At 66.4% G+C, this 18,015-nt stretch carries 20 protein-coding genes; 9 read left to right on the top strand and 11 right to left on the bottom strand.

Annotated elements, in window-relative coordinates:
- Positions 1-46 precede the first annotated feature (46 nt).
- The 3 genes from ABDV78_RS00840 to ABDV78_RS00830 are packed head-to-tail and all read right to left on the bottom strand — an operon-like array spanning position 47 to position 1,469.
- A complete protein-coding gene (locus tag ABDV78_RS00840) occupies positions 47-295 on the bottom strand; it encodes an NfeD family protein (RefSeq protein ID WP_343525258.1) in 249 nt (82 codons plus the stop codon).
- Positions 289-495 carry a hypothetical protein gene (locus tag ABDV78_RS00835; RefSeq protein ID WP_343525257.1) on the bottom strand — a complete coding sequence of 69 codons (207 nt, stop codon included), beginning with the start codon at positions 493-495 and terminating at the stop codon, positions 289-291. Before ABDV78_RS00835 ends, ABDV78_RS00840 begins: the two co-directional genes overlap by 7 nt.
- Positions 492-1,469, bottom strand: a complete 978-nt coding sequence (locus ABDV78_RS00830) for an SPFH domain-containing protein (protein WP_343525256.1) — start codon at positions 1,467-1,469, stop codon at positions 492-494. The genes ABDV78_RS00835 and ABDV78_RS00830 overlap by 4 nt, the downstream gene beginning before the upstream one ends.
- A 128-nt stretch (positions 1,470-1,597) precedes the next feature.
- On the opposite strand from ABDV78_RS00830, the gene guaB reads away from it, so the two are divergent.
- Genes guaB through ABDV78_RS00815 form a run of 3 tightly spaced genes read left to right on the top strand, consistent with a single transcriptional unit; the run spans position 1,598 to position 4,788 of the window.
- Positions 1,598-3,055 (top strand): IMP dehydrogenase, encoded by a 1,458-nt coding sequence (gene guaB / locus ABDV78_RS00825; protein WP_343525255.1) that lies wholly within the window; start codon positions 1,598-1,600, stop codon positions 3,053-3,055.
- A gap of 15 nt (positions 3,056-3,070) precedes the next feature.
- Positions 3,071-4,258 (top strand): RsmB/NOP family class I SAM-dependent RNA methyltransferase, encoded by a 1,188-nt coding sequence (locus ABDV78_RS00820; RefSeq protein WP_343525254.1) that lies wholly within the window; start codon positions 3,071-3,073, stop codon positions 4,256-4,258.
- A 32-nt stretch (positions 4,259-4,290) separates the two neighbouring features.
- Complete coding sequence (locus tag ABDV78_RS00815; RefSeq protein WP_343525253.1) at positions 4,291-4,788, top strand: tetratricopeptide repeat protein; 498 nt, start codon at positions 4,291-4,293, stop codon at positions 4,786-4,788.
- A 6-nt stretch (positions 4,789-4,794) separates the two neighbouring features.
- On the opposite strand, the gene rsmA is transcribed toward ABDV78_RS00815, so the two are convergent.
- From rsmA to lptD, 4 genes are read right to left on the bottom strand one after another with little or no spacing between them, the layout of a single operon-like run.
- Complete coding sequence (gene rsmA / locus ABDV78_RS00810; protein ID WP_343525252.1) at positions 4,795-5,619, bottom strand: 16S rRNA (adenine(1518)-N(6)/adenine(1519)-N(6))-dimethyltransferase RsmA; 825 nt, start codon at positions 5,617-5,619, stop codon at positions 4,795-4,797.
- A 1-nt stretch (position 5,620) separates the two neighbouring features.
- Positions 5,621-6,616 carry a 4-hydroxythreonine-4-phosphate dehydrogenase PdxA gene (gene pdxA, locus ABDV78_RS00805; RefSeq protein ID WP_343525251.1) on the bottom strand — a complete coding sequence of 332 codons (996 nt, stop codon included), beginning with the start codon at positions 6,614-6,616 and terminating at the stop codon, positions 5,621-5,623.
- Positions 6,617-6,629: 13 nt separating this feature from the next.
- Positions 6,630-8,012, bottom strand: coding sequence for a peptidylprolyl isomerase (locus ABDV78_RS00800; RefSeq protein ID WP_343525250.1), 1,383 nt, complete (start codon positions 8,010-8,012; stop codon positions 6,630-6,632).
- Positions 8,013-8,070: 58 nt separating this feature from the next.
- Entirely contained in the window at positions 8,071-10,299 is a 2,229-nt protein-coding gene (lptD, locus tag ABDV78_RS00795) for an LPS assembly protein LptD (RefSeq protein ID WP_343525249.1), read from the bottom strand.
- 181 nt (positions 10,300-10,480) lie between these two features.
- Between lptD and ABDV78_RS00790 the strand changes: the two genes are divergently transcribed.
- The 4 genes from ABDV78_RS00790 (at position 10,481) to ABDV78_RS00775 (ending at position 13,495) form a co-directional block, all read left to right on the top strand.
- Complete coding sequence (locus ABDV78_RS00790) at positions 10,481-11,947, top strand: leucyl aminopeptidase (protein WP_343525247.1); 1,467 nt, start codon at positions 10,481-10,483, stop codon at positions 11,945-11,947.
- A 19-nt stretch (positions 11,948-11,966) separates the two neighbouring features.
- Positions 11,967-12,407 carry a DNA polymerase III subunit chi gene (locus ABDV78_RS00785; protein WP_343525246.1) on the top strand — a complete coding sequence of 147 codons (441 nt, stop codon included), beginning with the start codon at positions 11,967-11,969 and terminating at the stop codon, positions 12,405-12,407.
- Between the two features lie 147 nt (positions 12,408-12,554).
- Positions 12,555-12,977 carry a nucleoside-diphosphate kinase gene (ndk, locus tag ABDV78_RS00780; RefSeq protein WP_307099160.1) on the top strand — a complete coding sequence of 141 codons (423 nt, stop codon included), beginning with the start codon at positions 12,555-12,557 and terminating at the stop codon, positions 12,975-12,977.
- Complete coding sequence (locus ABDV78_RS00775) at positions 12,977-13,495, top strand: GNAT family N-acetyltransferase (RefSeq protein WP_343525245.1); 519 nt, start codon at positions 12,977-12,979, stop codon at positions 13,493-13,495. The genes ndk and ABDV78_RS00775 overlap by 1 nt, the downstream gene beginning before the upstream one ends.
- Here the strand turns inward: ABDV78_RS00775 and ABDV78_RS00770 are convergent.
- Genes ABDV78_RS00770 through purM form a run of 4 tightly spaced genes read right to left on the bottom strand, consistent with a single transcriptional unit; the run spans position 13,492 to position 16,073 of the window.
- A complete protein-coding gene (locus tag ABDV78_RS00770; RefSeq protein ID WP_343525244.1) occupies positions 13,492-14,091 on the bottom strand; it encodes a hypothetical protein in 600 nt (199 codons plus the stop codon). The two genes, ABDV78_RS00775 and ABDV78_RS00770, sit on opposite strands and share 4 nt — an antisense overlap.
- Positions 14,088-14,375, bottom strand: a complete 288-nt coding sequence (locus ABDV78_RS00765; protein WP_343525243.1) for a hypothetical protein — start codon at positions 14,373-14,375, stop codon at positions 14,088-14,090. Before ABDV78_RS00765 ends, ABDV78_RS00770 begins: the two co-directional genes overlap by 4 nt.
- Positions 14,372-14,950: a phosphoribosylglycinamide formyltransferase gene (gene purN, locus ABDV78_RS00760; protein ID WP_343525242.1), complete on the bottom strand. Its 579-nt coding sequence runs from the start codon at positions 14,948-14,950 to the stop codon at positions 14,372-14,374. Before purN ends, ABDV78_RS00765 begins: the two co-directional genes overlap by 4 nt.
- On the bottom strand, positions 14,940-16,073 hold the full coding sequence (gene purM / locus ABDV78_RS00755; protein WP_343525241.1) for a phosphoribosylformylglycinamidine cyclo-ligase: 1,134 nt from the start codon (positions 16,071-16,073) through the stop codon (positions 14,940-14,942). The genes purN and purM overlap by 11 nt, the downstream gene beginning before the upstream one ends.
- Positions 16,074-16,132: 59 nt before the next feature.
- Here purM and ABDV78_RS00750 point away from each other — a divergent pair, with 59 nt between their 5' ends.
- Together ABDV78_RS00750 and ABDV78_RS00745 are read left to right on the top strand one after the other, a co-directional pair.
- Positions 16,133-17,383: a heavy metal-associated domain-containing protein gene (locus ABDV78_RS00750; RefSeq protein WP_343525240.1), complete on the top strand. Its 1,251-nt coding sequence runs from the start codon at positions 16,133-16,135 to the stop codon at positions 17,381-17,383.
- Positions 17,380-17,988, top strand: coding sequence for a chromosomal replication initiator DnaA (locus ABDV78_RS00745; RefSeq protein WP_343525239.1), 609 nt, complete (start codon positions 17,380-17,382; stop codon positions 17,986-17,988). Before ABDV78_RS00750 ends, ABDV78_RS00745 begins: the two co-directional genes overlap by 4 nt.
- Positions 17,989-18,015 lie beyond the last annotated feature (27 nt).

Raw genomic sequence — 18,015 nt, 5'->3', positions numbered from 1 at the left:
GCCCGTTCGTCCCGAGGCACATCAAGGCCAGGGCGTCGACCGAGCTTCAGATTTCAAGCGGTTCGACCAGCAATATCCCGCCATCGACATGCGCGACCCGCAACCGCGTGCCGCGATCCGAATCCGGGCCGCGCACCGGCCATTCCCCGTCACCCAGCCGCGCACGCCCTTCGCCGTCCACGATCGGCGTCGTGACGGTCACGACCTGCCCCCGCAGTCGCAGCGCGGGCTCGTTCAGGACCGGCGCGTCGCTCTCTACCGGAAAGTCCCGGTACCAGCGCCGTCCGATCACCACGCACACGACATCCATAGCGCGAAGTCCGCGAGTTGCAGCCCGGCGGGCAGGTCGGGGAGCGCCCACACGGTCAGCGCCGTGACGCCCGCCGCGATAGCGAGGAAGACGAGGAACACGCCCGGCACCAGCAATTCGGCGATCCCGAGCGCCAACCCCGCCGCCAGCCACAGCGCGGCGGGGTCGAAGTCGCCGATCGTCACGAACCGGACTGGTCGAACGGCCCTGGCTTCGTGGCGGGGCGCGAGGCGGGTGCACCGCCGGTCTTGCTCGAGGCCAGTGCATCCTTGGCGAGTTCGCCGATCCCGCCCAGCGTCCCGATCAGCTGGGTCGCCTCGACCGGGAACAGGATCGTCTTGGCATTGGGGCTGGTCGCGAACTTGCCGACCGCCTCGACATATTTCTGTGCGACGAAATAGTTGATCGCCTGGGTGCCGCCCGACGCGATGGCGTCGGACACGACGCGCGTCGCCTTCGCCTCCGCCTCGGCGGCGCGCTCGCGCGCCTCCGAGTCGCGGAACGCCGACTCGCGGCGGCCTTCGGCTTCGAGGATGCGGGCCTGCTTCTGTCCCTCGGCACGCAGAATTTCGGACGCGCGCGAGCCTTCGGCCTCCAGGATGTTCGCGCGCTTTTCGCGTTCGGCCTTCATCTGGCGGGCCATCGCATTGACGATATCGACCGGCGGGCGGATGTCCTTGATCTCGACGCGGGTGATCTTGACCCCCCAGGGCGTCGTGGCATGATCGACGACGTTGAGCAGTCGCGCGTTGATCTCGTCGCGCTTCGACAGCGTCTCGTCCAGGTCCATCGATCCCATGACGGTGCGCAGATTGGTTGTGACGAGGTTGAGCAGCGCGACATAGAGGTCCGACACCTCATAGGCCGCCTTGGGTGCGTCCAGCACCTGGAAGAAGACGACCCCGTCGGTCGAGATCATCGCATTGTCCTTGGTGATGATCTCCTGCCCTGGAATGTCGATCACCTGCTCCATCATGTTCACCCGGCGGCCGACACGATAGAAAAAGGCGGGGTAGAAGTTGAAGCCGGGGACCGCCGTGCCGGTATAGCGACCGAAATGCTCGATCGTGTATTGATAACCCTGTCGGACGATCTTGATCGACATCATCAGATACATCAGCACCAGCAGGACGGCGAGTGCGGCGATGATCAGGCCCATGGGCGGCTTCCCCCGTTTATATGTCTCACGGGCGTTCTAGCATGGCGATGCAGCAAGGGCCTAGCGGGAACGGCTCGCTTTGGTTACATGGCCCGCCACTTGTTCCCTCCGCAGGATTTGGCAGCCCCATGGATATCCGCCTCGGCCTCACCTTCGACGACGTGCTCCTCATACCCCAGGAGTCCGACGTCCTGCCGAGCAGCGCGGACACGCGCACGCAACTGACCCGCTCGATCGCGCTCAACATTCCGGTCCTGTCGGCGGCGATGGATACCGTGACCGAGGCCGACATGGCGATCGTCATGGCCCAGCTGGGCGGTATGGGCGTGCTCCACCGCAACCTGACCGTCGAGCAGCAGGTCGCCGCCGTGCGCCAGGTCAAGCGGTTCGAGAGTGGAATGGTCGTCAATCCGATCACCATCTCGCCGACCGCGACGCTGGCCGAGGCGCAGGCGCTGATGGCGCGTCATCGGATCAGCGGCATTCCTGTCGTCGAGTTCGACGGTCGCCTGGTCGGCATCCTGACCAACCGCGACGTGCGCTTCGCCGAGAACCCGCAGCAGCCGGTCTCCGAGCTGATGACCCGCGAGGATCTGGCGACTGTGAAGGTCGGCGTCGGCCAGGAGGAAGCGCGCCGCCTGCTCCATGCGCGGCGGATCGAGAAGCTTCTGGTCGTCGACGACAGCTATCGCTGCGTCGGGCTCATCACCGTCAAGGACATCGAGAAGGCCGTCACCTATCCGTCGGCCACCAAGGACGCCGCCGGTCGGCTGCGCGTTGCCGCTGCATCAACGGTGGGCGAAAAGGGGTTCGAGCGGACCCGCGCACTGATCGAGGCGGAGGTCGACTGCGTCATCATCGATACCGCGCACGGCCACAATCGCGACGTCGCGCGTGCCGTGGAAGCGGCCAAGAAGCTGTCCGACACCGTGCAGGTGATCGCCGGCAACGTCGCGACCGCCGCCGCGACCCGTGCGCTGATCGATGCGGGCGCGGATGCGGTGAAGGTCGGCATCGGGCCGGGCTCGATCTGCACCACCCGCGTCGTGGCCGGCGTCGGCGTGCCTCAGCTCACCGCCGTGATGGACTGCGCCGAGGAAGGCTGGAAGTCGGGCGTGCCCGTGATCGCCGATGGCGGTTTGCGTACCTCGGGCGACCTTGCCAAGGCGCTGGCGGCGGGCGCGGGCGCCTGCATGGTCGGCTCGCTGCTGGCAGGGACCGAGGAGGCACCGGGTGAGACCTTCCTGTACCAGGGCCGGGCTTACAAGTCCTATCGCGGCATGGGTTCGGTGGGCGCCATGGGTCGCGGTTCGGCGGACCGCTATTTCCAGGGCGATATCAAGGACCAGATGAAGCTGGTGCCGGAGGGCATCGAGGGGCAGGTTGCCTATAAGGGGCCGGCACGCGATGTCATCCATCAGCTTGTCGGCGGTATCAAGGCGGCGATGGGCTATACCGGATCCGCGACGTTGAAGGATCTGCGCGAGCGGGCGCAGTTCGTGCAGATCACCGGCGCGGGCCTGAAGGAAAGCCATGTCCACGACGTGACGATCACGCGCGAGGCCCCCAATTATCCCACGCGCTGATATGAGGAACGCGGCATGACCCCCGGCGCGCGCACCCAGGCGGCGATCGAACTGCTCGACGAGATCGTCGCCGCCGCCGTCCAGGGCGGCGCGGCGGCGGACACGCTGATTGCCCGCTATTTCTCCACCCGCCGCTATGCCGGGTCGAAGGACCGGCGGGCTGTTCGCGAGCTGGTCTATGCCGCCATCCGTCAGGCGGGCCCTGCCCCGGCCAGCGGGCGGGCTGCGATGCTGGCGGTGGCGGATCATGAATCCGCCATCGCCGCGACGTTCGACGGCGTGGGTCATGGCCCCGCGCCGATCGCATCCGACGAACCGCGGGCCGAGGGCGGCGTCGCGCCGGACTGGCTGGTCGAGGCATTGACGGCATCCGGGCTCGACGAACGGCAACAGGCCGCTCTGGTCGAGCGCGCGCCGCTCGATCTCCGGGTCAATACGCTGGCGACCAACCGCGAAGCGGTGCTGGAGCAATGGCCGGAGGCGGGTCCGACGCCGCTTTCGCCGATCGGCCTGCGCCTGCCTAACGGCACGCCTGTCGAGCAATCCGATATCTATCGTGCCGGGCTGGTCGAAGTGCAGGACGAGGGCAGCCAGCTGGTCGGCGCGACCTTGGCCGCCAAGCCCGGCGAATGGCTGGTCGATCTGTGCGCCGGTGCCGGTGGCAAGACGCTTCAGATCGCGGCGGCGATGGGCAATCAGGGCGCGCTGCTCGCCTGCGATATCGATCGCACGCGGCTCCAGAGGCTGGCCCCTCGTGCCGAGCGGGCGGGGGCTACGATCGTCGAAAGCCGGTTGCTCAATCCCGGCCGGGAAGCGGAAATGCTGTCCGACTGGAGCGGCAAGGCGGACGGCGTCCTGATCGACGCGCCCTGTTCGGGGACGGGAACCTGGCGCCGCAACCCAGAGGCGCGCTGGCGGTTGACGCCCGATCGCCTGGCACGGTTGCATGACACGCAGGAACAGGTGCTGGAGATTGGCGCGGCGCTGGTAAAGCCGGGCGGTCGGCTGGTCTATATCGTGTGCTCGCTACTCGACGCCGAGGGCCGAGATCAGGTGGAAGCCTTTCTCGCCCGCCATCCCGACTGGTCCGCCGATGAGGGCGAACCGACGATCGGGACACCGCACGGGCCGGGCCACAGGCTCGATCCGGCGACCCATGGCACCGACGGATTTTTTGTCGCGTGCCTCCGGGCACCATGCTAGCATTCGGGCCAGTGCCCAGCCCGGAGTTCCTCATGCGTTTGTCGTCCATGGCCGCCGCCGCCGCATTGGCGGTGGTTTCCCTGTCCACCTCGCTCAGCGGCCAGCGCCCGGATACGCAGATCGACGCCCGGTCCCTGCAACTGCTGGAGCAGGGGCGAGGGCTGAAGGCGGCGGGCAATCTGGACGGCGCGACCGACGTGCTGGAGACCGCAGTCGCCGTCGATCCGCGCAATCGTGGAGCCTTCATATTGCTGGCCGAGGTGGCCGATGCACGCGGACTGCCGGGCAAGGCGATCCGCCTTTATCGCGAGGCGCTGCTGCTCGATCCCAACGATACTCACGCCCTCCGCGGACAGGGAGAAGCGCTGGTGCAGAAGGGGGCGATCACCCGTGCGCGCGACAATCTCGCCAAGATCAAGACGCTTTGCAAACAGGATTGCGCCGACGCAACGGCCCTGTCCGCGCTGATCGCCAAGGGGCCCCCGGTGACGACCGCGCAGGTCGAGACCAAGGGCACCGCAAAGCCGTAATCCCGTTCAGCCCAAGGCGCGGGCGAGCGCGACGAACTCGGCCACCGACAGGGTTTCCGCGCGACGCGCCGGATCGATCCCGATCGACTCCAGCGCCTCGACCGCCCCTGACACGGGCTTCAGGCTCTGCCGGAGCATCTTGCGCCGCTGTCCGAAGGCCGCCGCCGTCAGGCGTTCGAGCGTGCGGAAGGTGACACCTTCGGGCGCCTCCGCCGGGGTGATGTGAACGACCGCCGACATGACCTTGGGTGGCGGCGTGAAGGCCGATCGATGGACCGGCATCGCGATCCGGGCGTGGCTGCGCCATTGGGTCAGGACCGCCAGACGACCATAGGCGGACTGATCCGCGGCTGCGACGATCCGCTCGGCGACTTCCTTCTGGAACATGAGCGTGCAGGACTGCCACCAGGGCAACCACGCGCCCGACAGCCAGCCGACGAGCAATGGCGTGCCCACATTGTAGGGCAGGTTGGAGACGATGTGCGGCTTGTCCTCGAACAGCGCGGGCGCGTTGATGCGCAGGGCATCCCCTTCGATCACCCGCAGGCGGTCGGGAAAGGCCTCGGCCAGTTCGGCAAGCGCGGGAATGCAGCGCCGGTCGCGTTCGATCGCGGTCACCCGCGCCCCCGCCATCAGCAAGGCACGGGTCAGGCCGCCGGGCCCAGGTCCGATCTCCAACACGTCCTGATCGGTCAGGTCGCCGGGAATGGCCGCAATGCGGGCCAGCAATTGCCCGTCGAACAGGAAATTCTGGCCCAGCGACTTGGAAGCGGACAGGCCATGGCGGGCGATCACCTCACGCAGAGGCGGCAATGGGATGACGGGTTCCACCTCAGTTCGCCGTCTGCGCGCGCCGGTGTGCAGCCTCGCCCGCCATCGCGATGGCGGCGATCATCGCGCCGGGGTGCGCGCGATCCTGTCCGGCTATGCCGAAAGCCGTGCCATGGTCGGGCGAGGTGCGGACGATCGGCAACCCGAGCGTGATGTTGACGCCCTCGTCGAAATGAAGCGTCTTGATCGGCACCAGCGCCTGATCGTGATAACAGCAAAGGACCGCATCATATCCGGTCCGTGCGCGTGCGTGGAACAGGGTGTCGGCGGCGAACGGACCGATCGCGTCAATCCCTTCGGCGCGGAGCTGTGCAATGGCGGGCTCGATCAGTTCGATCTCCTCGCGCCCGATCGCGCCGCTTTCGCCCGCATGGGGATTGAGGCCCGCAAAGGCGAGGCGGGGGGCGACAATACCGAAATTGCGCGTCAGCCCCCGCGCGGTCGCGCGTCCCTTGGCCACGATCAACTCGACCGACAATAGGCCCGACACCGCCGCCAGCGGCACATGGGTCGTGATCGGCACGACCCGCAGCGAGGGGCCCGCCAGCATCATAACGGCATTGGCACCCGCCACGCCGCAGCGTTCGGCCACAAATTCGGTCTGACCCGGATGGGTGAAGCCGATATCGTACAGTTGCGCCTTGCTGACCGGTCCCGTCACCAGCGCACATGCGGCATCCGAGCGAACGAGCCCGACCGCCAATTCCAGCGAATGCAGCGCGCAACGGGCACCCTCGACATCGGGGGATCCCGGATGGATATCGCCGGCATCGTCGACCGACAGGATGGGCAGCGCATCATCGAACGCGGCCACCGCCGATAATATGTCCGAGACGCGCTGGGTCGGCCCCTGCCAGACGCGCTCGATCGCGCGGGCGTCGCCGACCGCCACGAAGGGCTGCAGCGCCGCCGTGCGCCGTGCCGCCCACGCCTTGGCGATGATCTCAGGCCCGATACCGGCCGGGTCGCCCATGGAGATTGCCAGTGGCCGGATCATCGCCTTGCCCCCATCATCGATATTCGATGACGGCATCGCGACGAAGGTCGCGCATCTTCTGGTTGGCGCGCAGGTTCACACGCTGCTGCTCCACCTGATTCTGGATCTGGTCCGCGGTGGGCAGATTGCCGGAACGCGGCTCCTCGCGGTCACATAGCACCAGCGAGCGCACGCCCTGTTCGGGTGAACCGAAAGGTGGTGTCGCCTGCCCTATCTGAACCTTGAGCAGGATTTCCTGCAAGGGGGCGGGCAACTGGCGGATGGTGACCTGATCGTTGTCGACGACCTCAGCCTTCAGTTCCGTCGCCACACGCTGCACGTCGCCGCATCCGCGAATGGTCTGGATCGCCTTGGCGAAATCACCGGCGCGTGCCGTGGCCTGTGCGGTCGTCGTTCCCGCCGGGAACTTGACCGTCAACTGCTTGAGCGACAGGCGCGAATCGCGCGGATCGGCGGTCAGTACCTGGCGCTTGTCGGTCAGGTACAGGATCGAGAAGCCGCCCGGAATCTGGATCGGACCAGCGACCTGGCCGACCTCCATCTGCTGCACCGCGGACTGAAGTTCGGGGGGAAGCTGTGCCGCACGAACCCAGCCCAGGTCGCCATTCACCGCGCGGGTCGATGCCTCCGAAAAGCTGCGCGCGAAATATTCGAACGGCTGCTGCCCCTTCTGGATTTCGCCGATGATCTGGCGGGCATTGGCGAACACCTGCTGCGAGGTCGCCTCATTGGCCGACAGGAAGATTTCCTTGAGGTTATATTCCTCGGTGCCCTTGGCGGCTTCCAGACGGGCGCGGATCGCATTCACTTCCTCTTCGCCGACATTGACGAAGGGTTCGACGCGGCGACGCAGATAGCGGCTCCAGGCCAGTTCGCCCTCGATCTGGCGGCGCATCGACCGCTCGGACGAGCCGACCGAGCGGAGATATTTGGTCATGTCGGCGGGCGACTTGCCGAATTGCTGCGAGAAGCGGGCATAGGCCTGGTTGATCTCTTCCGGCGTGATCTTGACGTCGGCGGTCTTGGCTTCCTGGATCTGCAACGTCTCGTCGATCAACTGCCGCAGGATCTGCATGCGCAGGCGGTCGCGATCCTCGGGCGACAGCTTGGTAACATTGTTCAGCGCCATCGCCAGCGCCATGCGCTGGTCGACATCCGTACCGGTCAGCACCGTGTCGTTCACGATCGCGGTGGGCTTGCGGACATTGGGGTCCAGCTTGCCGAACAACTGCAGGTTGGACGGGATGTTCAGGCCGCCCGTATCGGGCACCTGCTGATCGGGAACGGTCTGCGCCAGGGCACCGGCCGCCACGGCCGTCAGCATCAGAGCGCCGGCCACGCGGAGGGAACGGCCCTTGGTACGAATGTCGTGCTTCACGGTGTCTGTGATCCTCATCACGCCTGCATGGGGCGCGTAACCGTCGCGATATGGTTCAAACATGCTGAATAGCGGCTTAGCGACCGAGATTGGTGAACGCCAGCGTCAACAGGAAGCTGTTGCCCGCTCGCGCATCGCCCGTGTTCACGTAATCGCGCCGCCAGGTGAAGCCCAGGCGAAGACAATCATCCTCATATTGGACTCCAAGACGGTGGCGGATCGGGTCGAAGCCGTTGGAAAGCGACAATGCGTCCTCCGACCGGTCGGTCAGGTCGATCACGGTCGATCCGAAGGCCGACCAGAAGCGCGCGAACTGCACACGCCCCGCCAGGCGAAGCTCCTCGCGGTCCTGCAAATCCTCGATCGAGGTGAAGATATTCCGGTTCAGGCGAAGATAGCCCGCCTGGAAATAGGTGGCCCGCGATCCGATCGTCGCGTCGATTTCGTTGCGACGAACGGCGAAGCTGTCCTTGTCAAGGCGGAAGCGGTGGGTCAGCGATACGAAATCGCGGAACCGCAATTCGGTCCGTCCGACGATATCCGACCAACGGTCCGAAAGCCCGGTGCCCGGGTAAAGGATCGACTGGCGGTCGTTCAGCCGGAAACTCTGCCCGACGACCGTGTCGAAGGTGAAGCCGGGCAGCGTCAGCGACCATTGCGCGCCATAGGTGATGCGGGTCGAATCCTCGAACCGATCATAGCCGGGGAAGCGGTTCAGCGCGAAAAGATTCGAGTCCTCCAGATCGACCGAACGTGCATCCTCGTTGGGGATGTCGATATTGCGGATCGGCGGGCTGGCGACGATCTGGACGCGTGGGGTGAAGCGCTGGCTACCACCCCAGAGTTCGCCGACGAACGGCCATTTCACATCGACCGCGACCGCGCCGATCGCACGCCCCTGAAAGCCATCGAGCCCCTGATAGACGAGCGGGGTCGTTGCGATGTTGCTGGCATTATAGGCGTCGCCCCGCGCATAGGCGGTGAACGTCACCTCCTGACCCCAGTTGGTCAGGCGTCGAAGATCCCATCGCAGGCTGGCAAAGGCGCGCTGCGTATCCTGTCCGGCAGTGCGGCTGATCGCCAGGGTGTTGAGTTGCATCTCGAACTTGCCGCCCAGGAGCCCGTCGTTGAAGCGCCGGCGATAGTCGATTTCGGGTAGCGCGATCGGCTGTTGCCCCTGCGGGTCGTTGACGCGCAGTGTCTGCACGTACCAGCCATTGATCGCGAAATAGCTGTCGGCGTCGATATGCTCCAGGCTCGCCGTGGTACGCAGCCGGTCATCGCGCGAGATGTCGTAGCGGCGCAGGAAGGTGCGGTCGGTCGTCACGCGTAGCGAGCCCGACAGGCTCCATTCGGGCGAGAACTGATAGCGACCGATCCCGTCCAGATAACCACGAAACGCCTGGGTCGTGTCGGTGGGGTTCAGTGTGTTGAGATCGTCGCTGCGCCGGCTGGCCGTGGCATAGCCGGTGATACGGAACGCCCCGAGGGTGTTCAGCGCTTCATATTGCGCCTCCATCATCGGCAGCACGGCGGTAAAGACATGGGGCGTGACGGTCAGCCCCTTGTTGGGGGCCAGTTTCCAGTAATAGGGCACCGCGACCTCGATGCCGTTCACCCGGTCGAGCCGGATATCGGGCGTCAGGAAGCCGCTGTCTCCACCCGGGCCGATCGGGGCGGACAGGCGCGGCAGAGGAATGGTCGGCAGCCCGAAGAGGTTGAGCCGCGCGCCGTTGAAATAGACGCGTTCGCGGTCGGGGCGATAGGTGACGCGGACTGCCGTGATCTTCCACGAGGGCTCCTTCGGGCACCCCTCCGACGTCTCGACCGCACAAGGCGTATAGGCCGCCCGTTCCAGATTGACCGTGCCGTCGGGCTGGCGCGTGCCGCGATCGGCCGCCAGACGCCCGCCCTGTTCGAGGACGAGCAGCATGTTGTCGACCACGCCGTCCTTCAGCGAATCGGTCAGCTCGATCTGGTCGCCATAGGCGATATCGCCTTCTGGATTGGTGATCGCGATATTGCCGGTCGCGAGAACCTTGCCGGTCTTGCGGTTCCAGGTCACCTTGTCGGCGCGCAGGCGTTCGCCCTGGCGGATCATGCGCACGTCGCCGGTCGCCGTGACGATATCGGCGTTGATGTCATATTCCAGCGCGGCGGAACTGAAACGCACCTGGTTGGGATCGTCCGGCGCGGGGCCATCCGTGGGGGGCGGCGCGACGGGCCGGTCCTGCAGATCCTGGGCGGCCGCGGGGATCGCGGCCAGCAGGGCGAGAGGCAGGGCGCTGCCGGTCAGAAGCGTCATTCTGCGCACGTTGATATCAAGTCCGTCCTTGCCGACATGATGATGAAGCCTCCCCCGGCAGGGCGACGCCGCGAATGGCCCGCCTATCGCATCACCGGGCGCTCGCTGCAATCGCACGCTTGCCACGACGGCCCAAGAGCCTAGATGATAGCACCGGTTACTAGTTCATCAGGGGTTACCCATGCAGATCGTGTTCACCACCACCGTCGAGTCCGGTGATGTCCTCATCCTTCCTTTGGGCAAGGGTGGCGTGGATGTCGCCAAAGCGGGCGGGGCGGACATGGCAGCGATCGGCCAGGCGGCGGTTGACGCTGCGCGGTTCAAGGGTGAGGCCGGATCGATCGCCGAGTTCTTCGCGCCGGAGGGCGGCGACGTGCGTCGCGTCGTACTGCTGGGCGTGGGCGATGGCGACGAGGCGGATTGGCGCAAGGCGGGCGGCGCGCTGACCGCCAGGCTGTTGACCAGCGCCTCCTCCGCATCGGTTTCGCTGACCGGGCTCGCGGCCAAGCCTTCGGCACAGGCGCTGGCGGCCTTCGCTGGCGCGGCGGTGCAGCGCGGCTGGCGCCATGACGTATACCGGACCAAGCTGCCCGAAACGGCGAAGCCGATGCTGACCCGGATCGCGATCGTTGATGCCGGGGGCGAGGCCGAAGCGGCCTATGCCCGTGTCCATGCGGTCAATGGCGGGCTGGAGCTGACGCGTACGCTCGTCTCGGAGCCGCCGAACAAGCTGTACCCGGAAAGCTTCGTCGAACGTGTCCTGAACGATGTCGAGGGGCTGGGTCTCGAAGTCACCGTGCTCGACGAGGCGCAGATGCGCGACCTGGGCATGGGCGCGCTGCTCGGTGTCAGCCAGGGTTCGGTGCGCGAAGGGCGGCTGCTGGTCCTGAAGTGGAATGGCGGCGCGGCCGATGCGGAAACGCTGGCCCTGGTCGGCAAGGGCGTGACCTTCGATACCGGCGGCATCTCGATCAAGCCCGCCGCCGGCATGGAAGACATGAAGTGGGACATGGGTGGCGCCGGTGCGGTTGCAGGTGCGATGAAGGCCATCGCGGCGCGCAAGGCGAAGGCCAATGTCGTCGGTGTGATGGGCCTGGTCGAGAACATGCCCGACGGCAATGCACAGCGCCCCGGCGACGTGGTGACGTCGATGTCGGGCCAGACGATCGAGGTCATCAATACCGACGCCGAGGGGCGTCTGGTCCTGTGCGACGCGCTGACCTGGGTTCAGAAAACGCATTCGCCCTCGACCATCGTCGATCTCGCCACGCTGACCGGCGCGATGATCATCAGCCTGGGCCACGAGCATGGCGGCCTGTTCGCCAATGACGATTCGCTGGCCGAGGCGCTGCTGGCGGCGGGCAAGGCGACCGACGAGAAGCTGTGGCGCTTCCCACTGGCCGATGCGTATGACAAGCTGATCGACAGCCAGATCGCCGACATGAAGAATGTCGGCCCGCGCGGTGGCGGCTCGATCACGGCGGCGCAGTTCCTGAAGCGCTACATCAACGAGGGCGTAGCCTGGGCGCATCTCGATATTGCGGGCATGGTCTGGTCGGAAAAGCCGGGCACGAACCATGACAAGGGGGCGACCGGTTACGGCGTGCGCCTGCTCGACCAGTTCGTCGCGGACCGGTTCGAGGCGTGATCCGATAGGAGCGGTGGCGATGCAGGTCGACTTCTACCACCTGACCATGGCGCCGCTCGACCGGTTGCTTCCCGTCATCGCCGATCGGGTGATGGCGGGAGGCGGCCGATTGCTGATCGTCAGCGGTGATGCGGATCAGCGCACCGCCCTCGACCGGCAACTCTGGATGGTCCCCGCCGACGGCTTCCTCCCGCACGCGCAGGCGGGGGAGGGGGATGACAGCATCCAGCCGATCCTGATCGCGGCGGAAATCGAGCCGGGCAACGGCGCGCGCCATGTCGCGCTCGCCGACGGTATCTGGCGGGAGGCGGCGCTGGACTTCGATCGCGCCTTTCACTTCTTCGACGGCGATCGCATCGCCGAGGCGCGGGCCGCCTGGCGTTCGCTCGGCGAGCGCGAGGGGGTGGAACGGCGATACTGGAAACAGAACGACCAGGGGCGCTGGGAACAGGCAGCCTGAGGCGGGGCAACATCCCCTGCGGCCACGGCACGGCCGCTGCTCCCGCCCGGCACATGGCCTTAGTCATAAACGTTGCATTGCGTGTCCGCCGCGACTAGGGCGACGCCACTTCCAGCCAACCCCTATTTCAGGAGCTGCGTGACCATCATGGCCGCGAACCGTACCTTTTCGATCATCAAGCCCGACGCGACCCGCCGCAACCTGACCGGCGCCGTCACCAAGATGCTGGAGGACGCCGGTCTGCGCGTCGTCGCGTCGAAGCGCATCCACATGACCCGCGAGCAGGCCGAGGGCTTCTACGCGGTGCACAAGGAGCGCCCCTTCTTCAACGATCTGGTTGAATTCATGATCTCGGGCCCGGTCGTCGTGCAGGTTCTCGAGGGCGAGAACGCCATGCAGCGCAACCGCGATATCATGGGTGCGACCAACCCGGCCAATGCGGAGCCGGGCACCATCCGCAAGGAACTGGCCGAATCGATCGAAGCCAACACCGTCCATGGTTCGGACTCGGACGAGAATGCCGCGATTGAGATCGCCTATTTCTTCAAGCCCGAAGAGATCGTCGGCTGATGGAATGGCGGCTGCGGCGCGCAGGGTCGGGCGATGCGCCCGCGCTGTCGCTCGTCGCGGCCGCCACTTTCCTCGAGACTTTTGCCGGGATCATTGCCGGTCCCGACATGGTGCGTCATTGCACCACCAATAGTTCGGCGGCCAAGTTCAATGGCTGGACCACCGATTCGGCCTGTGTCGTGACATTGGCGGAACATCCCGACGGCGCGGCGCCTGTCGGCTATACGCTTCTGGTTCCACCCGACCTCCCCATCGACACGGATGCGCGGGATATCGAACTCCGCCGCATCTATGCCTTGTCGCAGACGCGCGGCACCGGCCTTGGCCACAAGCTGATGACCAGGGCGATCGATGATGCCCGTGCGCTCGGCCGTCGCCGGATGCTGCTGGGCGTATTGGGTATCAACGCACGCGCCCGCGCCTTTTACGAGCGTGAAGGTTTCGTCCTGGCAGGCACGAGACAATTTCGGGTCGGCGACACCGTCTATGACGATGTCGTCTATGCCCGGGGGCTTTAGCCCCGTCTGGCCGCCCAGGCGGCGTCCAGTTTAGCCACCGTGCCGTGGCGATCCTTGAGCCGCAAACCTTCCAGCCGTAGCGCACGGCCGCGCAGCCAGCGCCCATGGGTGCTCCAGATCACGTCATAAAGCCCGGTGGCGGTCCGTGCGGTATCGCCATCCCAATAGCGGGTGGTGATCAGCACCGGCAGGCGCCCCTCCTTCGTGTCCGCCTGTCCATCGGTCAGCGCCAGCATCGGTCCCGCGATCGGATCGGCGTCGATGACGGGATCGCCGACCGGTGCCTGTCGCGCAATTCCCGACTTGGCGGGGAAGTCGATGGTCACGTCCTGGATGTCGTGGTTCGGATCGCGGAGCGCGATACGGCGGCCATCATTCTCGACCGTCGCGACCAGGTCCAGACGTCCTCGCTCATGCTGCTGCGCGTTGGCGCTGGCGGCCTTGTCGGCCGCGTCGCTTCTGCGTTGCGACCAGTTGAGGTAAAGAGTCAGCGCCGCCACGATAAGGCCCGCGACCGCGACGAACTCCGCAAGCGACAGGAGCCGTCGGCGCGATCTGGCGCGGTCGGCTGCTTCATCGCCGGCCGGCTTGCTCATCGTCCGCCCGCCTCCAGCAATTCGGTGGGAGCGACGAGTTCCCAACTTCGTGCGATCCGGTCCTCGATCATTGCCCAGTCCACGTCCGGGGCCAGGGCGATCGCGCTCCAGTGCGGTGCCGTGTCGGCGTCCGCCATGCACAGCTGAACCACCGTTCCCGTGCCGTTCACACGAACGAAGGGCTCCCCCTCTACCAGAAACTGGGTTTCGCCCGCCTCGCTCTTTTCCGAGCTTCCCGGCAGGAGCAGGGCGACGTCGCGGATACGGCTCAGGAAATCGGTCATCGGCGCACGAACTCCGTCAGCACTTGGGGGTAGAGACGATGTTCCTCAACGAGTACGCGCGCCGCAAGTGCCGTGGCGTCGTCATCCGGCAGGATCGGCACTTCCGCCTGTCCGAGGACTTCACCATCGTCGAGTTGCTCGGTGACGATATGGACCGAGCAGCCCGCCTTGGCATCCCCGGCCTCGATCGCCCGGGCATGGGTGTCGAGCCCCTTGTAGAGAGGCAGGAGCGACGGGTGGATGTTGAGGATGCGTCCCTGCCAGCGGCGAACAAATTCCCCCGACAGCAACCGCATATAGCCTGCAAGGGCGATCACCTCGACGCCCGCCTCGCGCAGCGCCTGGTCGATCGCAGCCTCATAGGCGGGTTTGCCGATCCCCTTCGGCGACAGCGCGAAGGTGGCAAGGCCCCGTTCCGCAGCCCAGGCGAGCCCCGCAGCGTCCGGCTTGTCCGAGGCCACGAGCGCGATCTGATAGGCTGACGCGGGGCCCTGCGACGCCGCGACGAGCGACTGCATGTTGGAGCCCCGGCCGGAAATCAGGATACCGACCTTGACCGGCCCTTCAGGCCGCATGGGTCGCCGTCCAGTCGGCCTTGGCGCTCCAGGTGCCCGCCGATCCCTTGACGGTGCAGCCCCGCTCACCCGCCTCAACCCGGCCGATGGTGACGACGGTTTCGCCCGCCGCGCGCAGCGTTCCGGCGACGGATCCGGCCTGGTCGGCCGCGACGATCACCGCCATGCCGATCCCGCAGTTGAAGGTCCGTGCCATCTCTTCCGGTTCGATCCCGCCCTGTGCCTGCAGGAAGGCCATCAGGCGCGGCTGTTCCCAGCCGTCCGCATCGACCACGGCGTGCGCGCCCTTGGGAAGGACGCGGGGGATGTTCTCCAGCAACCCGCCGCCGGTGATATGGGCCAGCCCCTTGATCGTGCCGGCCTTGATCGAGGGCAGCAGCGATCGGACATAAATCCGAGTCGGAGCCATCAGCGCCTCGATCAAAAGGCGCTCCTGATCGAACAGGGCGGGACGATCCAGCTTCCAGCCCTTGTCCGCCGCCAGTCGCCGGACAAGCGAGAAGCCATTGGAATGGACACCGGATGAGGCGAGACCCAGGATCACGTCGCCATCGCCGATGGTCGCGCCGGTCAGCACCTGGTCCCGCTCCACCGCGCCGACGCAGAAACCCGCCAGATCATAATCGCCCGGTGCATACATGCCGGGCATTTCCGCCGTCTCGCCGCCGATCAGGGCGCAGCCTGCGATGCGGCAACCCTCGGCAATCGATGCGATGACGCGTTCCGGGACATCGCCCTCCAGCTTCGCCGTCGCGTAATAATCGAGGAAGAACAAGGGCTCGGCACCCTGCACAACCAAGTCATTGGCGCACATCGCCACCAGGTCGATACCGACGCCGTCATGGCGGTCATGTTCGATCGCGAGCTTCAACTTGGTACCCACGCCGTCATTCGCGGCGACCAGCAACGGATCGTTGAAGCCCGCCGCCTTCAGGTCGAAAAAGCCGCCGAACCCGCCGAGATCCGCGTCCGCACCCGGCCGCCGCGTCGCCTTGGCCAGCGGGCCGATCGCGCGGACCAGCGCATTGCCGGCGGCGATAGAAACGCCCGCATCGGCATAGGTGTAGGAAGCGCCGGTTTCGGCGGGCGACGGGGTGGTGGACGGCGTGCTGTTGTCGGTCATGTTTGCCCGTTAGCCACATCGCGCTTGGATTTCCACGTCTGCTTCGCCAAAAGGCCGCGATGCGTTTGCGTTTGCCTCCATTGAAGTATGGCCTGACCGCCCTTGCCGCGCTCGGGCTTGGGGGGAGTGCGGTACTTGCCCAGATCGAAGGGCAGGAACGCGGCGTCGCTCCCGTGGACAGCGGCAGTTCCTATGAGGTGACCGGCGTTTCGGTGGATGTCTCGGCCGGCACGGCGGAGGCTGCGCGGCTCGGCGGATGGCGTATCGCGCAGCGCAGGGGCTGGGCGATCCTGGCGCAGCGCCTGGGCCGCAGTGATGTCGGCGCGTCCGATGGGCTGCTCGATTCGCTGGTATCAGGCATCGTGGTCGAAAATGAACAGATCGGGCCGACGCGCTATGTCGCGAAGCTCGGCATATTGTTCGATCGGGTTCGGGCGGCCTCGGTGCTGGGCGTATCCGCCTATGCCGATCGATCGCCGCCGATGCTGGTCATGCCGCTTCAGGTGTCGGGCGGCACGTCGCAGATGTTCGAGACCCGCACGCCCTGGCAACAGGCCTGGGCCCGGTTCCGTACCGGCAATAGCAGCATCGATTATATCCGCCCGTCAGGGACCGGCGCCGACGCGCTGTTGCTGAACGCCGGGCAGCTCGGTCGCCGTTCGCGCGGATGGTGGCGCAGCATTCTCGACCAATATGGCGCCTCGGACATCCTGATCCCGGTCGTCCATCTCTATCGCCAATCGCCCGGCGGCCCGGTGATCGGCGTGTTCGAGGCCCGGTATGGACCGGACAATGTGTCGCTGGGGTCGGTGACGCTGCGGATCGGCAGCACCGATGGACTGGCGCAACTCCTAGATACCGGCGTGGCGCGGTTGGATGGCCTGTATCAGCGGGCCCTGGCCAGCGGAACGCTCCACCTCGACCCGACGCTCAGCCCGCCGCCCAAGCCGCAGGCGGAGGTGGTCGATACCGCCCTGCCGGACGAGCCCATCCAGGGTCTCGATGCCGCCATCGCCCAGTCGGGGGCGGGGATTGCGGTCAGCCTGCAATATGACGCGCCGACCGCCAGTGCGGTTGCCAATGTCGAGGGGCTGATCCGGTCCATTCCGGGCGTCCTCCGTGCCGGGACGACCAGCCTAGCGCTCGGCGGGGTGTCGATCATGGCGGTGACCTATGACGGTGACCCAGAGCAGTTGCGGCGGGCCCTGGAGCAACGTGGCTTCCAGGTATCCGGCTCGGGTACGACCTTGCGGGTCCGGCGTACGGCACCGACGCCCACTCCTCCATCGGATAATGTGATTAACGGATGAACCAGATTGCGCTTCCGCTGGAATGGCCGGCGGACCCCCGATCCGATGCCTTCCTGCTGACCGATTCCAACCGCATCGCGGCCCGGATGCTCGAACAATGGGAGGCTTGGCCGACCATGGCCGCCATCCTGACCGGCCCGCGCAAGTCGGGGCGGTCGTTATTGGCGCGCATCTTTGCCGCGCGCAGTGGCGGCACGATCATCGACGATGCCGAACGCGTGCCCGAGGTCCAGATCTTCCACGCCTGGAACACCGCGCAGGCCGAGCGGCGGCCGCTGCTCATCGTGGCCGATGCGCCCCCGCCGCGCTGGGCGGTCAAGCTCCCCGACCTGCGCTCGCGGCTGGCCAATAGCAGCCTGGCGGAGATCAAGGCCCCGGACGACGAACTGGTCGCGGCGCTGTTCGAATTGCTGTTCCAGCGTCGCGGACTGGATGCCCGGCCCGATCTGATCGAATGGTTGACGGCCCGAATCGAGCGCAGTCACCTTTCTGTCATCCGAGCAGTGGATATGCTGGACCAGGGAGCGATGGAACGCCGTGCGCGGTTGTCGATTGCCCTTGCACGATCCACTTTGATTTCGGCGGGCCTCGTCACCGAGCCTTGAGCCGCCGCGGAGCCTGAGCGAGAAACG

The organism is Sphingomonas sp. (assembly GCF_039594485.1).
Classification (GTDB): domain Bacteria; phylum Pseudomonadota; class Alphaproteobacteria; order Sphingomonadales; family Sphingomonadaceae; genus Sphingomonas.
Note: the sequence above shows the minus strand (reverse complement) of the source record. Positions and strands in the feature narration are given on the sequence as shown.

Coding starts and splice junctions, on each gene's coding strand:
- purN (WP_343525242.1), bottom strand. CDS start 14,950: ATGCGGCCTGAAGGGCCGGTCAAGGTCGGTATCCTGATTTCCGGCCGG.
- ABDV78_RS00815 (WP_343525253.1), top strand. CDS start 4,291: ATGCGTTTGTCGTCCATGGCCGCCGCCGCCGCATTGGCGGTGGTTTCC.
- guaB (WP_343525255.1), top strand. CDS start 1,598: ATGGATATCCGCCTCGGCCTCACCTTCGACGACGTGCTCCTCATACCC.
- ABDV78_RS00765 (WP_343525243.1), bottom strand. CDS start 14,375: ATGACCGATTTCCTGAGCCGTATCCGCGACGTCGCCCTGCTCCTGCCG.
- ABDV78_RS00785 (WP_343525246.1), top strand. CDS start 11,967: ATGCAGGTCGACTTCTACCACCTGACCATGGCGCCGCTCGACCGGTTG.
- ndk (WP_307099160.1), top strand. CDS start 12,555: ATGGCCGCGAACCGTACCTTTTCGATCATCAAGCCCGACGCGACCCGC.
- ABDV78_RS00790 (WP_343525247.1), top strand. CDS start 10,481: ATGCAGATCGTGTTCACCACCACCGTCGAGTCCGGTGATGTCCTCATC.
- lptD (WP_343525249.1), bottom strand. CDS start 10,299: ATGACGCTTCTGACCGGCAGCGCCCTGCCTCTCGCCCTGCTGGCCGCG.
- ABDV78_RS00770 (WP_343525244.1), bottom strand. CDS start 14,091: ATGAGCAAGCCGGCCGGCGATGAAGCAGCCGACCGCGCCAGATCGCGC.
- purM (WP_343525241.1), bottom strand. CDS start 16,073: ATGACCGACAACAGCACGCCGTCCACCACCCCGTCGCCCGCCGAAACC.
- pdxA (WP_343525251.1), bottom strand. CDS start 6,616: ATGATCCGGCCACTGGCAATCTCCATGGGCGACCCGGCCGGTATCGGG.
- ABDV78_RS00830 (WP_343525256.1), bottom strand. CDS start 1,469: ATGGGCCTGATCATCGCCGCACTCGCCGTCCTGCTGGTGCTGATGTAT.
- ABDV78_RS00750 (WP_343525240.1), top strand. CDS start 16,133: ATGCGTTTGCGTTTGCCTCCATTGAAGTATGGCCTGACCGCCCTTGCC.
- ABDV78_RS00775 (WP_343525245.1), top strand. CDS start 12,977: ATGGAATGGCGGCTGCGGCGCGCAGGGTCGGGCGATGCGCCCGCGCTG.
- ABDV78_RS00745 (WP_343525239.1), top strand. CDS start 17,380: ATGAACCAGATTGCGCTTCCGCTGGAATGGCCGGCGGACCCCCGATCC.
- ABDV78_RS00820 (WP_343525254.1), top strand. CDS start 3,071: ATGACCCCCGGCGCGCGCACCCAGGCGGCGATCGAACTGCTCGACGAG.
- ABDV78_RS00800 (WP_343525250.1), bottom strand. CDS start 8,012: ATGAGGATCACAGACACCGTGAAGCACGACATTCGTACCAAGGGCCGT.